The organism is Stieleria marina (assembly GCA_007741555.1).
Lineage (GTDB): Bacteria > Planctomycetota > Planctomycetia > Pirellulales > Pirellulaceae > K23-9.
Window position 1 is genome coordinate 1,100,514 of sequence record CP036526.1, and the last position, 16,596, is coordinate 1,117,109.

The 16,596-nt window shown below is 53.1% G+C and carries 11 protein-coding genes; 3 read left to right on the top strand and 8 right to left on the bottom strand.

The genetic code is table 11. The features are described 5' to 3' along the window. Positions 1-84: 84 nt before the first annotated feature. Positions 85-528, top strand: coding sequence for a D-aminoacyl-tRNA deacylase (gene dtd, locus K239x_RS03965; protein ID WP_145416355.1), 444 nt, complete (start codon positions 85-87; stop codon positions 526-528). Positions 529-530: 2 nt separating this feature from the next. Here dtd and K239x_RS03970 read toward each other — a convergent pair whose 3' ends face one another. After that, positions 531-1,493 (bottom strand): metal-dependent hydrolase, encoded by a 963-nt coding sequence (locus K239x_RS03970; RefSeq protein WP_145416356.1) that lies wholly within the window; start codon positions 1,491-1,493, stop codon positions 531-533. A 17-nt stretch (positions 1,494-1,510) separates the two neighbouring features. Between K239x_RS03970 and K239x_RS03975 the strand changes: the two genes are divergently transcribed. Continuing rightward, the gene (locus tag K239x_RS03975) at positions 1,511-2,299 is read left to right on the top strand and encodes a CvpA family protein (protein ID WP_145416357.1); all 789 of its coding nucleotides are present in this window, start codon (positions 1,511-1,513) and stop codon (positions 2,297-2,299) included. A 761-nt stretch (positions 2,300-3,060) separates the two neighbouring features. On the opposite strand, the gene K239x_RS03980 is transcribed toward K239x_RS03975, so the two are convergent. The 4 genes from K239x_RS03980 to K239x_RS03995 form a co-directional block, all read right to left on the bottom strand. Further along, positions 3,061-4,026 (bottom strand): acetyl-CoA carboxylase carboxyltransferase subunit alpha, encoded by a 966-nt coding sequence (locus tag K239x_RS03980; RefSeq protein WP_145416358.1) that lies wholly within the window; start codon positions 4,024-4,026, stop codon positions 3,061-3,063. Further along, positions 4,023-5,048 carry a serine/threonine-protein kinase gene (locus tag K239x_RS03985; protein WP_145416359.1) on the bottom strand — a complete coding sequence of 342 codons (1,026 nt, stop codon included), beginning with the start codon at positions 5,046-5,048 and terminating at the stop codon, positions 4,023-4,025. The genes K239x_RS03980 and K239x_RS03985 overlap by 4 nt, the downstream gene beginning before the upstream one ends. 122 nt (positions 5,049-5,170) lie before the next feature. After that, positions 5,171-6,358, bottom strand: coding sequence for a glycosyltransferase family 4 protein (locus tag K239x_RS03990; RefSeq protein ID WP_145416360.1), 1,188 nt, complete (start codon positions 6,356-6,358; stop codon positions 5,171-5,173). Between the two features lie 88 nt (positions 6,359-6,446). Beyond that, entirely contained in the window at positions 6,447-8,183 is a 1,737-nt protein-coding gene (locus tag K239x_RS03995; protein WP_145416361.1) for an SMP-30/gluconolactonase/LRE family protein, read from the bottom strand. 321 nt (positions 8,184-8,504) lie between these two features. Here K239x_RS03995 and K239x_RS04000 point away from each other — a divergent pair, with 321 nt between their 5' ends. Further along, complete coding sequence (locus K239x_RS04000) at positions 8,505-13,199, top strand: bifunctional serine/threonine-protein kinase/formylglycine-generating enzyme family protein (protein WP_145416362.1); 4,695 nt, start codon at positions 8,505-8,507, stop codon at positions 13,197-13,199. 66 nt (positions 13,200-13,265) lie between these two features. Here K239x_RS04000 and K239x_RS04005 read toward each other — a convergent pair whose 3' ends face one another. From K239x_RS04005 to flhF, 3 genes are all read right to left on the bottom strand, one after another. Continuing rightward, entirely contained in the window at positions 13,266-13,859 is a 594-nt protein-coding gene (locus tag K239x_RS04005) for an RNA polymerase sigma factor (protein ID WP_145416363.1), read from the bottom strand. A gap of 259 nt (positions 13,860-14,118) precedes the next feature. Further along, positions 14,119-14,928 (bottom strand): FliA/WhiG family RNA polymerase sigma factor, encoded by an 810-nt coding sequence (locus tag K239x_RS04010; RefSeq protein WP_145422127.1) that lies wholly within the window; start codon positions 14,926-14,928, stop codon positions 14,119-14,121. Between the two features lie 439 nt (positions 14,929-15,367). Further along, complete coding sequence (flhF, locus tag K239x_RS04015; RefSeq protein ID WP_145416364.1) at positions 15,368-16,567, bottom strand: flagellar biosynthesis GTPase FlhF; 1,200 nt, start codon at positions 16,565-16,567, stop codon at positions 15,368-15,370. Positions 16,568-16,596: the final 29 nt, after the last annotated feature.

Genomic DNA, 16,596 nt, shown 5'->3' on the forward strand with positions numbered 1-16,596 from the left:
GGCTATCGGCTTGCCAGGTTTGGATCCGGCAAACAAGAATGAGTCATCATTTTACGCGATCCGTAACTCCGATGGGAATTGACTGTGCGAGCCGTTTTACAACGTGTAACCAGCGCCAAGGTGACGGTCGACGATGAGATTGTTGGCCAAATCGCTAGCGGTCTGCTGATCTTGTTGGGGGTTGGCCATGGCGACACGGAAACCGAAGCGAAATGGCTGGCTGACAAAGCGGCCAATCTGCGAATCTTTGAAGACGACGCGGGGAAAATGAATCGCTCCGTGCTTGATGTCAACGGATCTGCGCTCGTCGTCAGCCAATTCACTCTGTTGGGCGACTGTCGCAAAGGGCGTCGACCTGCTTTTACCGGAGCGGCCGATCCGGCGATCGCAAAAGAACTTTATCTGCGTTTTGGGGACCTGCTCTCTCAACGTGGTGTTCCCGTCGAACGCGGAATCTTTGCAGCCGACATGCAAGTCGCTCTGGTAAATGATGGCCCAGTCACGATGGTGGTCGATCGGTTGCCGTAGGTCTATTTCAACCACTTCTGCCAAGGAAGTTCGCGTGGCGCGGGCTGCGCGATGTGTGGATCGTCAAACCGAGTGTGTTCGCGAATCTGATCACTGATGTCGTGGTCTCCCCAAGCCAAGTATGCCAAGAAGAACACTTGCGCGTAGACGACCAAGTTCGACAACTGATTGTTGCCGAAAAGTTTAAGCGCGGACCCGAACGATTTTTTGGCCCGAAAGCGCAGGAAGCCAAATTCGATCGCCCAGATTTCGTCCAAGATCAAGTGGACCAAAAATCCAATGACAATCGCGGCCGTCTTGAAAAGACGAACCGATTCTTCGGGGCATGGCATGACCAAGTACGCGGCCAGTCCTGCTGTGGCTGCGGCGGGCAGGCTGTGCCACATGCCACGGTGCACGGTAAAGCGGCGAAAGAACTCCACGACCACGAAACGGATCCCGAGATAGATCAGCATCGTCGCCAGCACCATCGATTCGTGTGACAGTTGCATCTCTCGGAATCGATCCAGCATCAAGATGGGAACGACAGCCGATGCAAACATGCTGGTCTCGCGAAGCGGAATCCCCGAGTCGCTGTCCAGGTCAGGAAGCATGCCGGCAACACTGCACAGTCCAGCAGCCAAGATGCCTGTCTCAATCGACATGCCTTGTTGCGTCACGCCCCAGTATCCGTAAGCGATACCGACCAGCGTGCTACCGGTGATGTGTGTTTTGAAATCAGCCACGATCGCGCGGATGGCGTGGAGAAGGGCAGTGCAGTGAAAAAAAAATGTGCTTTGAATTGGTGGCAGAGAGAGTGCCGCGAATTTCCAATCATGGGAATAAGGAATATCACCTGTTCCCGCCAAGACGAATCGACCTTCGGTCAACGATCGGCGATCGCTATACTCCCCAAAGAAGCTGCCTTGATCAGTGGCTTTTGCTAGCAAGCCGATTGGTTGTTTGTTGGCCTGATCAATCCACATTGCATGGAAGCGATTCGGTGGAAATTTACGACATCATCATGCTGGTCATCATCGTCGGCGCTGCCCTCTTTGGTGCCGTCAAAGGATTTGCATGGCAGTTGGCTTCGATCGCTTCGATCGTGGTCAGCTATATCGTGGCGTACAAGTTTCGTGAGCCATTTAGCCATTCGATTCACGCCGAGCCGCCATGGGACCAGTTCTTGGCGATGCTGATTCTGTTCATCGGAACCTCGTTGGTGATCTGGGTCCTATTCAGGATGGTCAGCAATTCGATTGATCGGATGCGGCTGCGTGAATTTGATCGCCAGGTGGGATTTCTTTTTGGTGCTATCAAGGGCTTTCTGTATGCGACCCTGATCACGCTTTTTGCCGTCACGCTAATGGGGCAAAACATCCGGTCGAAAATCGTTGCTAGCAAAAGCGGGAAGTTTATCGCTCAAGTCCTCGATCGGAGCGATTCGGTGATCCCAGAAGAGATTCACTACGTCCTGAGGCCTTACCTGGACACGTTTGATCAGCGGTTCGCAGAGACACAAGATACGATCAATTCGGGCTATCCAGACGCTCGTGAAACGACCTCAGGCGGGTTCTTTTCGACGTTAGGCCGTGCCGCAGATACGGCTTCCGCGTCAGCTGGTTCCCAGCCGGCATCGGAGATCGAATCATTCTGGAATCGTCTGCCCGGAATGAGTTCTAGTGAGCCCGCTGAAAGTGCTCCGGCAGCTTCGTGGGGAAGCGGCCAGCAAAGCTATCAACGCGCGGAGAATCCACCGGTCGGTTCCGCTCCGGGGTTCTGGCAACGCTAAGCGACGCTGAATGAACCTGGCGTTTGCATCCGTATGCAGCGTTAGTTGCGTCTGCAGTTTGAATGCGGCTCGAGCTACGGCAGAGTGCAGCGAGCCGAAAAGCTAAAACGCGTCAAATACGGGGTTTTCTGTACTCTTAATACAACATAAGAGGCATTATCGGACGTTGGAAAAGGGGCTGAATCGCCCTGTTTGGCCGCTGATTCCTCCGTCGCTTTCCTCCGTCGCTCTTTCGCGAGGCTCTGTCCAATCGACGCAGTGAAGCCCTCGCCGTTGCTTGGAAAAGCCTGCTGCCACCTTTCACAGATGATCGCGGCGACACTTTTTCGTGCTGTAAAAAATTGTCGACGCGGAAGCGTCTCCGGTTGTCGACAACGGATCAGTTTTGCTTGGTTGTCGACAACAAAAATTTCGCGAATCAAACTGCGGCGTCGGATCAAAAAATGAGATCAAAATCGATTCTGTGAAACAAAAAACGAGTTTTAAATTTCAAAATTGAAAAGTTCTCGATTCGATCTTTTGAGAAACGATTTTGAAAACAAAAATCGAGGATTTTGAAAATCGAAAATCGCGAAAAATCGAATTTCAATCGGGGCAGAGATTTTCCGATTATGCAGACTGTTCAGGCATCGCCTGAGCGGCGATCGACACGATGAAGCGATTCGCAATCGGAGACGTGCAGGGGCACTTCACCGATTTGCAACTGCTGATCGCTTGGCGCGATCTGGCATCGAATGACCTGTTGGTGAGGTTGAGCGACGCTACGACGCGTCTTCCAAGAACACACCGATGCGGCGGAATTTTTCGTACCGCGAATCTACCAGTTCATCCGACGTTTTTTGCTCTAGTTCGGCCAGCGTGCGAGACAGATAAGTCTTCAAACGCGAAGCCATCTGATGGTGATCACGGTGAGCACCGCCGAGTGGTTCTTCCAAGACATCGTCGACCACATTGAGTCGCCGAAGGTCTTTGCTGGTGAATCGCAATGCCGCTGCTGCTTTGGGAGCATGCTCGTGGCTTTTCCACAAGATTCCCGCGCAACCTTCGGGACTGATGACGCTGTAGTACGCATGCTGCAACACGGCAACACGATCGCCGACGCCAATCCCCAATGCGCCGCCAGATCCGCCTTCGCCGATCACGACGCAAATCACAGGCGTCTTCAAGCGGCTCATCATGAACATGCTTTCGGCGATCACTTGCGCTTGACCGCGCTCCTCTGCCCCGATGCCCGGGTAGGCACCTGGGGTGTCGATAAAGCAAATCAGTGGCAACTGGTACTTTTCAGCCAGTCGCATTTTCGTCATCGCTTTGCGGTAGCCTTCGGGATGCGCGCAACCGAAATGACAGGCCGCGCGTTCTTTATAAGTCCGGCCTTTCTGATGCCCGAGCACCATGACTTTGAATCGATCCAGTTTGGCGAAACCCGACAGCATCGCGCGATCATCACCAAAGTGTTTGTCTCCATGGAGTTCGACAAATTCATCGAACGCCAGGTTCAAATAGTCGCGTGTGTAAGGTCGGTTTTTGTGGCGCGCAACTTGTACCGTTTGCCACGCGTCCAATGATCCATAGACATCTCGCAATTGATTGACCAACTCCATTCGCAGTTCGCGAATTTCGTTTTCGGTCGCGTCACTGCGATCTGTCTGACGTTCCAAGGCTGCGATGCGTGACTCTAAATCCGCAATCGCTACTTCAAACTCAAGTCCGGGTCCGCCGCTCATTCTTTGTCACCTTCTTCAGTCGTCTTTTTTGGTTTTCGTTTTCGCGGCTTTTCTTCTTCGGGCTCATCGGAGCTAACCGATGGCTTGATGAACATGTCATCGGCTCCTTTGATCCCGACGTTGTGGTCAAAGACGCTGATCTCAGGTTTTCGTGGTCGCTTGTTGAAGATTTCGATGGTGCGAAATACTTTCAGGAATTCCCACATGGTGGGCACGATCTTGTTTTGTTGTCCGGGCAGCTGCAGTCTGTCTTCGGGCTTCTTGGCCATCATGCTTTTGACCAAGTTGGCGAAGTCCTTGGTGACGTTTGGATTCTGTGCAATCGGGCTCGGGATGGAGGAAGACAAGTGCCGGTTGAGCAAATCGTTTGGAGTGTCGCCTGTGTACGGTGGTTTGCCCGTGCACAATTCGTACAGCACGCAGCCAAAGGCATAGATGTCAGTTCGCTCGTCGCAAACTTTGCGACGAATCTGTTCTGGCGCCATGTAGCTACGCGTGCCACGGGCGACCTTGGAACTGTAAAATATTTTGCTCAGCCCGGTTTTCTTTTTTTCGCTGATTGTAAAGTCAATCAGCTTTACCGTTCCGTCGCGGCTAACCAAGAAGTTGTCGGGTTTGATATCCAAGTGGATGTAGTTTTTGGTGTGCATGTAGTACAAGCCTTCGGCGGCTTGTTCGACAATTTTGTCCAGCATGAATGCCAACGAATCAGGGCCGCGCCGCAGCGCCTGTTTCATATTCAGTTCGCTGAAAAGCTCCATTGCCAAGAACAGCACGCCGGCTTCGGTTCGCATCTCCCGGACTTTGATAATTCGCGGACTCGATAAGTCCTTGGCAATGTTGTACTCGTGTTTCAGAGCCGCCAGTTCGCCCTTGTCATCCATGCTGGTCTGTTTCAAGATCTTCAGAGCATAGCGATCGTTGGTGTTTTCTTCGATGGCTTCCCATACGTCCGCCGTGCTACCGCCACGAATCAATCGAGCAAGCCGATAGGGCCCCAGGAAGTCTCGTTGTCTTGACATGAGTTGCTAGGAGTAATTGAGAAGTTTGCGAACAGAATCGAACCGCTGACATGATAGTTGGGCTCGCCAGCTCTCGGGAACCCGAGGAACGGCGGAACCGTTGCTTTGGTAGGCGGATTGATTCAGGTGGCTGAATCAGGCGTGGCTGGCGTTTTTCCGCTCAGCACTTCTTCGTAGACACGTCGAATTTGCCGAGTCATCGTCTGGTGGCGAAATTGTTCGGTGAAACGCCTCTGCCCTTCCCCGCCCATTCGGGCTCGCAATTCTGCGTCGGATGCCAATTTCGACAACGCCTCGGCCAGTTTCGCGGTGTCGGCGGGGCGAATTAGATATCCCGTTTCGTCGTCGAGGCAGACTTCGCGTGCCCCGTCCACGTCGTAGCTGACGACCGGTTTGCCTGCGATCAACGTTTGCGAGAGCGCCCGGGCCAGCCCTTCGCGGTAGGACGTATGGACCAGTGCATCCATCGCACCGATAAGCGATGGAACTTCCGAAGGAGGCACTAGGCCAGTGAAGATAAAATGTGAGCGTAGGCCAAGCGAAGCGATCCGCTCGGTCAATGCTGACCGCAAGATGCCATCACCCACCAATAAGAAGCGAACGCGGGGTACTGCCTTGACGACGTCAGCGGCCGCGGTGATCAAATCATCGTGCCCTTTAAGGTGAAATAATCGGGCGATTTTTCCGATCACGATATGGTCGTCACCGATCCCTAGCCGGCTGCGGACTTCACCGCGATGTTGGTTTGCATCCAAGAACGGTTGCACATCCATCCCACTGTAGATCGTCGTGAACTTTTTTCGTTTCGCCACACCCGCATTGACCAATTGATTGGTCATCGCATCGGCAACTGAGATCAGCCGGTGGCAGCGTCGGGACGCCCATGTTTCGCACCGTTGAAAAAACTGACGTGCCAAAGCTGACTGATAAGGATGAAACGGCGCGCCGTGAACCGTGTGAATGACTGCAGGGACTTTTTCGTTCCAAGCGATGTGTCGCCCAATCAATCCAGCTTTGGCGCTGTGCGTATGAACGACATCTGGTTTGAATCGTCGAATGGATTCGCGAATGGCACGGGCGGCTTTCCAGTCGTGCAGCGGGTGGATCGCACGGCGAAGATCCGGTAGCACTTCGACCGGCAGCTCCCCTGCCCTGCCCTGGCTTAACAAGTCGCCTTCGGGGCCAGTTTCCGGTCCCGTGATCAAAAGGGTTTCGTCTCCGTGTTCGCGAATGAGATCCAAACAATTCAGTAGCGTGTTTTCTTGGGCACCACCAATGATCATCCGAGTAATGATGTGAGCGATGCGCAACGATTCAATCCAGTTGTATAAAATTTGAAGTTAAAAACAAAGAACCGCACTGGTCGTCGATGCGGTTCGTGCCGTCGTGGACGAACGATTAAAGATGTTCTTTGGTAAACGAATCGATGTCAGCGACAACGCGATCGATCCAGTCCGCTCGGTTCCAATGTCCGTGGGTGGCTTTATCATGGACAATAAGTTTGGTGGTGATTCCCAGTTCTTGCAGCTTGGATCGTGATGCTGCATTGCGATCGGGATTGTCCAACGATCCCGCAATGAAGAGCGTCGGTGGCGTTTGCGAATCGATCTTTTGGTGGGCGTCGGCCAAAGCATACATTTTCGGGGCTTCATCGATTGTGCCGCCGATCCAATTGACCGCATTGGACTTGGTTGACATTTCGTGTGATCGGTCGGCCACCGAACCGGTCGCGACCTGCAAAGGGCCAGCCAGCACAACAGCCGTTTGTAACTGACTTGTCGTCTGGGGGGCAAATGAATGGTGCAAGTCAGCGGTATTCGCGCCGGTCGCCATCAATCCGACAAGATGTCCTCCCGCCGATCCACCCACCGCACCAATCCGGTTCGGATCGATTCCAAATTGGTTGGCGTGTTTTCGCAAATAGCTGGTTGCCAGATTGCAATCGCGAATCGCCGCGGGGAATTTTGCTTCGTATCCCAGTCGGTATTCGATGGCTGCCGTGACGTATCCGGCAGAAGCGATTTTGATTGCCAACGCGCGAAACTTTGTCTTGTCGCCTTTTAGCCATCCGCCGCCGTGAACGACGATGATGGCGGGACGTGGCGCGGTTGAATTTCCAGGCGGCGTGAATACGTCCATCAATAGTTTTCGTCCGTCGACTTCGCCGTAAACTTGGTTGAATTCGGCACGCAGGTTGGGAGGGATGACCGTCGATGCCGTGTTGGTGTTGGCAAACGCTTTTGTGGTCGGAGGATTGGGAAGGACACCGTACGCATTTAAGCGTTGTTCGTACAAACCACCCAGCGTGCTGATGTACAATGACCTAGCGTCCGTTCCGCCAATGATAACATTGATGGGGCGTTCAGGAGTTTTCAGCTGCTCTAGCTGTTTTCCGTTGGCATCAAAGACTGTGATGTTCTGCGCGCCGGTGCAGTAAACATTGCCCGCGCGATCAACACACATTCCATCGCCACGGAATCCATTTTCGGTTTGATCCAGCTGAGCAAACTTGATGGGGACCCAATTTTGAGCGGACGGATCGATTGAGATTTTGCTGATCACACCTGACTTAGCCGACGAGACATACAACGTGGTGCCATCGGGAGAAATTGCAATTCCATTGGGGGTGACCAAGTTTTTGACGACCACCCTGCCCTGCTCCGTTGCGGCGGCACCCGCATCAAAGCAACGCACAACGCCTTCGCGTGTGACGGTGGCGTAACCGTTGCCGTCATGGTCGACTGTCAAATCGTTGGGGCGATTTTTGGGATCGAGTTGAGCGAGGGTTTTCGGGGGACCACTAGAATCGAGAACCGAGATTTGGCTGTTGCCATTGTCGCTGAAATACAGACGCCCCTGTTGGAAGCAGCATCCGGAAATCGCAAGCCCTGTGTTTCGAACTTTCGGGGCCTCGTTGGGCTTAGCCAAATTGAACACTAGCAACTGTTTTCCCTTGACATCGGGGACAAACAGACGTGATCGGCCATCCCATGCTGCACCGTCAGCCAATTGGAATTCAGCTTCGATTTTGCGCAGCGGTATTTCTCGGTCGAAAATCAAACCTTCCGCTGCGTCGGCCAAACTGACGAAGCAGAAAACAGATGCACACAGTGGTAGGATCAATCGGATGATCATCAGAATTCACCAAAGAAGAGAAGGGGCGACGAGCATAGCATCCTCGGTGTTTCGGCACGAATCTAGTCCCGGACATCGATTCTGTGCGACGCCTGCGGCCATTTGTTTGTTTTGTCCGGTTCGAGGACAATCTTGTCAGGCAAAAATCAGTTTCAGAGCCTAGACGTCGATGTAGGACGCAAGCATCCTGAACCGAGTGGTTCTGCGTCAGCATTGCGTCAGAACGATTTTCAGACGCCGCCGTGAAACCGTTCTGCCACGTTGTCAAAACATCCGCGCAGTTGTGCATCTGAGTTTGCATACTAATGAAGTAATCTATTCATGAATCGCGACGACGAACGGCTAGGGCCCGAAACTTGGAACACTCCGACGCAAGATCAGATCAGCTATTTGTCGACCTGGCTGGGTGTTTCGAATTGGGATGGTGCTAATACGACATCTCAGTTGCTTGGTGGAACTGATTCGATGACGCTGAACAATTTGTTTGGCGTCTATGAATGTCTGGAATTGTTGGAGCGGGTTTGGCCCAGTGGGGACGCGAACCAATTCGGCGATCGGGGATCTCAGTCGCGAGTGAAAACCGGCGAAACGATTGATTCACGCTACGATATTTTGGCGGAACTTGGTAGCGGCGGATACGGCGTGGTGTGGCATGGATACGACCGGCAGTTGCAGCGAGACGTGGCGATCAAGGTTTCGCACAAATGCATGGGCGTTGCGGGGAATCGAAAGTCCGCCATCGAGTCGTTGCATGAAGCGCGTGTGGTTGCTGGCTTGCAGCATCGAAACATCGTACGGGTGATAGACGTGGGCAGTACGCCACGCATTCCGTTTTTTATCGTTTCGGAATTGGTTCAAGGTGAAAATCTGAGCGAACTGACCAAGGCACATCCTCTGCCGTTGCTCGAAATCATTGGCATCACCGCAAAGATTGCTGATGCACTTCAGCACGCGCATGATCATGGCGTGATCCATCGTGACGTCAAACCAGCCAATATTCTTTTGACGGACGATGGTGAACCGTTGCTTACCGATTTTGGTTTGGCGGTCAGCCAATCAATCAATGGTAAGTCGTTTCCGGTGGCTGGGACTCCGAACTTCATGGCCCCCGAGCAGGCTGCCGGGCGCGAGCATCGAATCAATCATCAGTGTGATATCTACAGTTTAGGTGTGACACTCTATCGACTGGTTTCTGGAAAACTGCCGTACACATCGTCGTCTTTGTCTGGGTTGCTGAAGCTGATTGCAAATTCACGTTGCGAACCGTTAAGCCATCTTGTCGATTCCATCCCGCCGAGCCTGGATCGTATTTTGGATCAGGCAATGGCAAAGCGGCAATCGGATCGATACCAGTCGGCCAGCGAATTGGCCAACGATTTGCGGAAGCTGGAATGCGAATTGTCTGCCTCGACCATGCTTGGAAATGCTGTGCCTCGAGTGAAGGTCGTGCCGCAGGGGTTGCGGTCATTTGATCAGCATGACAGTGCTTTCTTTTGCGAACTACTGCCAGGTGTTCGCGATACGTATGGGTTTCCGCAGAGCGTTCGATTCTGGAAACATCGGATCGAACAGTTGGAGGCCGATCGCGGCACCGAAGTTTGCGTGCTATTCGGTCCGTCGGGATGCGGCAAGTCATCGTTTGTCAAAGCGGGCCTGATTCCTGTTTTATCAAAGAGAATTGTCCCGATCTATATCGAAGCGTCGCCTTCGGATACCGAACAAGACGTGCTGCGGAAAATTGCAAAGCACGTGGCGATTCCAGACGATTGCACCAACTTAGCCGAAACCGTACGCCGACTTTGTGATGGCACCATCGTGCCGAAATCTGCCGTCATTGCCAGCACCGATGCGCCTACGGAAGGAAACAGTCTGCACCGTTGCGTTCTTTTTATCGATCAGTTCGAACAATGGCTGCATCAACGCGATCAACGGCAGCAATCGGATCTGATATCAGCTTTGGAAACTTGCGATGGCCAGCATGTAATGGCGATCCTAATGATCCGCGACGATTTTTGGATGTCGGTCAGTCGTTTGATGAATCGAATCGATATACCGATTGTCGAAGGCGGAAACGCTGCTGCGGTCGATTTGTTCGATCCAGATCATGCTTGTCGTGTACTCACACTGTTTGGCCAGGCAAACGGGGATTTACCCATCGATGATCGTCAGGTGACGCTCGAACAACACGAATTTGTGCAGCTTGCGATCGAAGACATGCAGACGGATAGCCGCGTGGTCTGTGTGCGAATCGCTTTGTTTGCACAAATGATGAAAGGCCGCCCTTGGACGCCTGCAGCACTTCAGCAGTTGGGCGGAAGTTCGGGCGTTGGTATTCGGTTTTTGGATCAAACTTTCGGTGATCGTACATCGCACGTGAATCATCGGACGATCGAAACTCAGGCACGCTCAGTCTTGTCGGCATTGTTGCCCGATCATGGGGCGGATATCAAAGGGCGTCGTCGGTCGGTAAGTGACCTGCAATCAATCAGTCAGGTCAACGGCGCCGAATTTGAACGGCTGCTGCAAGTTCTGGATAAAGAACTGCGATTGATTACACCCGTTGACCGTAATTCGTTTGCACAAGAACGTTCCGCCGAATCAATTGCTGGTTCGGATCCCAGTGACGCGGCGCAGATGCTTGGTGCGGCCGACTACCAATTGGCACATGACTTCTTGGTACCTCCATTGCGTGAATGGTTGCACCGTAAACAGCGGGAAACTCCCGTTGGCCGCGCCGAGCTTTGCTTGACCGAGCGAGCGTCGCTATGGGAATCCGATCCGGCGAAGCGTCATCTGCCGTCAGCTTCGGAGTCTTGGTCAATTGTTCGATTGACCGATTCAACATGTTGGACGAAGTCGCAACATGAAATGATGTGTTCTGCCGGTTGGCATTATTCGCTGCGAGCACTGTTTGTCGCGTTGATGGCTGGTATTGTCATGTTGGTGGCCATTTCCGTCCGACATTGGGTCCGAACAGATCGTTTTCAGACGGTTGCTGAAGCAAAGGTAGAACGTTTGTTGACGGCGAAGACACATGACTTGCCACGGTTGATTGATGATCTGTCCGAGCATCGGTTCATTGCCAACAGTCTCCTGCGTGAAAACTACCTGCACCCGCGTAGTGCGGGCGAGAAACTGCATGCTGCCCTGGCGCTGGCGAACACCGACGCAGTCGACGTTGACTATCTGACCAATGCACTGTTGACTGGAACTCCATCGCAGGTTGCAGTGACACGGCAAGTTGCGGCCGATTGTCAGATCCCAATGCAGTCTGACTTGTGGATGTCAGCCGTTGACGAGACTGAAAATTCTCAGTTGCTGGCAGCGGCGAGTGGATTGGCCGTTCTATCGCCTAGTGATTCACGATGGGATTCGATCGCGGGGCGAGTCAGTGACACTCTAGTTCGCGAAAACCCGCTGACAGTATTGCAATGGATGCAAATGCTGCGTCCATTGGCGCCACAGTTAACACCTGAACTTGCTAGGGTTTTAACGGTTCAGTCGTCCGTGTATTCGCCGGCCCAGCAAGACGTCGCCTCGGCGATCTTGGCTGATTTTGCGGCATTCGATTTGCCTCTCGTACTGGATCTGCTATTGGGAGCACAGGATTGGCAGAAGCCGCTTTTTGATACTTTTGCACGGCAGAACGGCGTCGCAAAGAACTTGGTTCAGACGCGTTTGGCATCGCTAACTGTAGAGCCATTGACGGGATCGGACGGCATAAAAGACGCAAGCCGTCGTGCAAACTTAGTCTTGATTGCAATGAAACTAGGGATGCACAAGGATATCTGGAGTGCCTGGCAGGATTCCGCTGACAACAGTGTACGGACGGAGGTCATTGGCCGTTTGCGTCAAGCGAACGTGGATCGGCATTTGCTGATCGATCGCGTGATCGTCGAACCTGACGATTCGGCCCGTTCGGCGCTGCTGTTGGGCGTCGGTGAATTGATCGCCGACTTCAGTAAACAGGAAGCGTCTCAGTTGTCGGAACGTGTCATGGATTGGTTTCAGAATCATCCATCGCCCGGAGTCCACAGTGCCTGCCGCTGGTTGGTTTTGCATCGCCTGGCGTCTTCGTCGTCGCAACTGAACGTGCAGACAAAAGCCAACTTGATTCGGCAAATCCATGAGATCGAATCCAATCTTGCGACCGGCCAACCTGTTGGAAAACGCCGGTGGTACATCACGCGTCATGGAAATCATACGTTGACAATCGTGCCAGGACCGTCCGAAGTATGGGTTGGAAGCACAGGTGATACGGCCCCAAGTCGTGATCCTGACGAAACGCGTCGCCAACGACGAATCAATCGGTCGTATGCCGTTGGGCAATGCGAAGTAACAGTTGAGCAGTTTCAGGTGTTTTGGAATCAGAAGCCGCGTCTTCGTGAATTCTATGGATACCCCGATAACTATTTCGGCGATCAAGATTCACCTTTGTCGGTCGAACGTATTAACTGGTTCGTCGCCGCCGAGTTTTGTAATTGGCTAAGCGAACAAGAAGGGATTGCAGAAGAACAATGGTGCTTTCCCAAGAACATTGATCGCACCGAAGGGATCACTATCCCGAGCGACTATTTTCAGCGGACCGGTTATCGCTTGCTCTCCGAAACGGAATGGGAGTCAGCGGCGCGAAGCGGAACGTTGACGAATTGGCATTTTGGAAGCAATGGCCAGCGACTTGACGATTTTGCATGGTGGGCGGGCAACGCCAACGAAGTCATCCGATCACCGGGATTGTTGCGCCCCAATGGTCAAGGATTGTGTGATACATACGGAAATGCGATGGAGTGGGTCGTGACTGGACAGAGCATTGATGAACAGCTCTACGACGACGTGCTGCTGCATCCCGAAGTCAAACCGCTGGGCAGTCGTATCTTGCGCGGTGGTGGGTATTCAGATTTTCGTGCCTATGCACGCTCTGCGTATCGCGAATCCTATACGCCCGACGCGGGCGGGATAGAGCTTGGGATTCGCATCGGCCGCACAATGCCAAAAGTCACTATTGCGTCTCAGTAGCGGACTGTTTTTCACGGCCCCAGTCTTCGATGCAGTTGGGTGGCAGTCGATTGCAAGTTGTTTGCATCAATGCGAATCTTCGGCCAGTACCTGGGCAAGTTGTTCGATCGCTCGATTCCAAGTCACGTTGACGGCATCGACTGACATTTTTAATTGGTCGGCGATTTGATCAAACGACTGATTGTCTCGTTGCCGCATTTCGATGACGCGACGTTCGTTCAAAGGAATCTTTGACAGTGCGCGGAGCAAACGCTGTTTGTCCACAGCCAGTGAATCCTGATTAACGGTTCGGTTCAAGTCGTCTTCATCGCCGATGCTGACACTGTTGTGTCGTGTCGCTCCATCAGGTGTTGCCTGCCCGGTTTCATCTTTCTGGATCCGAATCTGGCTGATCATGATATGACCAAGCCAAGCCTTGAATTCGTCAACGGTCCGAACGCGGCACTGCCCCAGGTTTTGCGTTGCGTTGGCGATGGCTTGCTGAACCAGTTCGTTTGCGAATCTATCGACACGCGGTTTACTTCCAAGGCAGCTGGTCGCGATTGAGAGAAGCACCGGTTTAAAAGAAGTGACCAATTTGTGCTTGGCACTTTCAGACCCGTCCTGTGCAGTCAGCAAACGCGTCTGGAAATCGGACGGCGAATCGTTCACTGAAAACATGTCCTGTCGCACGAAGGGAAACAAACGGGATGCATCCAGATTTCTCTACCGTCATCTGATTGCACGATGTCAACTGGAATCGCTGGTGGCCCAAAGTTCTAAACGGGCGTGATGCTACAAGGCGACGAACAACATGCCGTATGCATTATCTTACATCGCACGGAAGCGGTTGTGATTGTTGTCAACCAACAGGCACAAAAAAACGGCATCCTGAACAGGGGTCAGAATGCCGTTGATGTTGATTTTCAAATCGGTTGGTTTAGGCACCGAATTCGATTCGGCGGCGGCCGAGTTGGCCTTGCAGGCGATTGACGATCGAGGTGTGCATTTGGCTCACGCGTGATTCGGAGAGATCGAGTGTGGCACCGATCTCCTTCATCGTCAATTCTTCGTAGTAGTAAAGAATGATGATCAGACGTTCGTTACGGTTCAGACCTTTGGTGACCAATCGCATCAGGTCGTTCTTTTGAACGCGGATGGTGGGGTCTTCACCCTTTTTGTCTTCCAGAATGTCGATCTCGCGGACGTCTTTGTAGCTGTCCGTTTCGTACCATTTCTTATTCAGTGATACGACTCCGACGGCGTTGGCGTCGGACTGCATTTTTTCGATTTCTTTGACGCTCAGTTCCATCTTTTCCGCGATTTCGACAACTGTCGGAGCGCGTCCAAGTTTGGTTTCCAGAGCTTTCTTGGCGGCGCCCAATTTGCTGGCTTTGCTGCGGACCAAGCGAGGCACCCAGTCCATCGTGCGAAGTTCGTCCAACATGGCACCACGAATTCGTGGAACACAGTAGGTTTCAAACTTAACGCCACGTTCCATGTCGTAAGCGTCGATCGCATCCATCAGGCCAAAGATGCCCGCGCTAATTAGGTCATCCAGTTCGACACCATCGGGAAGACGCTGCCAGATACGGTCGCCGTTGTAGCGGACCAATGGCATGTAGCGTTCAACCAGGCGATTACGAAGTGGTTCGTAATCGGGGGCCTCTTTGGTGATCTTTTTGAACGCGGCCCAGACCTCAAGGATCTCGTCGGTGTTTGAGACTGCAGCAGCCACTGAATCCTCCATGAATACTCTGACCAGCAACGTCGTGTTGCCAGATTGTTGTCGACTCTCAAAATCACCGCCGTGGTTGGCGATGATTTGGGTTTCCATCATTGCATCTTCGTCGTGTAAAGCGGCGAAAGCGTGGGTAACGTTGGCATCCTTGCCAACCGCAAACCACTTCGCCTTCATTCAACCGTCGACCGTTTGGAACATCCGTGTTCGTAAGTCAGTCGTTGAATGTCCGGTTGGTGTAAACCAATTTGTCAAACAAACCAAATTCGTTTGCGTCCTGGTCTACAACTTGTAAAACAAACAAGTGCGTGCGAGGCACTGTTGGTCACCCAAGTTTGGTAAGCCGCAGTTTAAAAAAGCATTCAAGTCGCTTTCGGACTTTGCGGCTCACATCAGTTTCTTCATCGGCAACGTTGGTCGCCTAGCATGAGTTGTTTTTTGGTTTTGATTACGCCGCATCCATCTGCGGGAGTGACACCTGGGTTGGTAGGAGCCGCGCTAGCAAGCTCTGCACGTCTGCGATGCGTATGTCGTCGGGGACCTGCTGGCCGTTGGTCAGATAGCTGACGGGCATTCCAATGTTGCGGTCGCTGGTCGTGATCTCTGAAACGATCGCAGCGGTACTGGGCGCTTCGTCAAGCTTTGTCAGGATCACCGCCGTCGGACGTGCCGGCATGAATCCTTCGAGCACCGTTCGGATCGTCGGTGTCGAACTTGTCGCACTGAGAACGAGATGCGTTTCGTCCGGCTGTGCTGAACGCAGCATTTCGGATAGCTGATCGATTCGGGCGTCACTGCGCGGGCTTCGTCCGGCTGTGTCGATGAGGACCAAGTCGACATCACCGAGCGAATCGATGGCGGGACGCATGTCGTCGGCGGTTTCGACAACTTGCATCGGCAAGTCCATGATCTCGGCGTAAGCCTTGAGCTGTTGAACAGCGGCGATCCGGAAGGTGTCGATGGTCACCAAGCCAACACGTCGTTTGGATTCCAACCGAAATCCTGCGGCCAGTTTGGCGACCGTGGTTGTTTTGCCGACGCCGGTCGGGCCGACCAAAGCCACGGTGTGCCGCGAACCTGGCGGTATCCGAATGGGGCCTGCGAATCTTAGTTCACGAGCGATGCTGCGATGGAGATGTTCCAGCCAAGGCTGGTTTTCCATGTCGTCAAAGCTGGCGGCAAAGCTAGTGGTGGCACTCATCCAGCGATGAGCGGTTTGCGGGCAAACGCCCAGCGAAATCAGTTCGTTTTGATAGTCTTGCAGGAGCGAGGGAAGTGCCTCAGGCAGTGCCGCTGACGTCGGCGAGGTGATGTTTTCGGATTCGTCGAAAGCATCGCCTCGATGAAGCCTTGGCCGGTGGATTGATTCGGTGGGCGTCGATGGGTGCAGGGCCGAAGACGGATCCGTGCGTGAGTTGATCCGCCGCGAATCTGTTCTTGCTTCGGTACTGCTGCGTGTTGTTTCGACATCCACTGGCGTACTGCCGCGTACTTCGGCTTTGACTTCGACATAGCTATTTCCCAACCAGCCCATCCAACCCTCGCGCACTTGTCGTGTTTCCAGCACCGACGCATCAGGACCCATCTCACGACGGATGTCCTCCAGGGCGTCTTGCAAGCTAGCGGCTCGAAAGGTTTTTATTGGCATAGGGATTTTAGCTGCGAGTTTGACTAGTT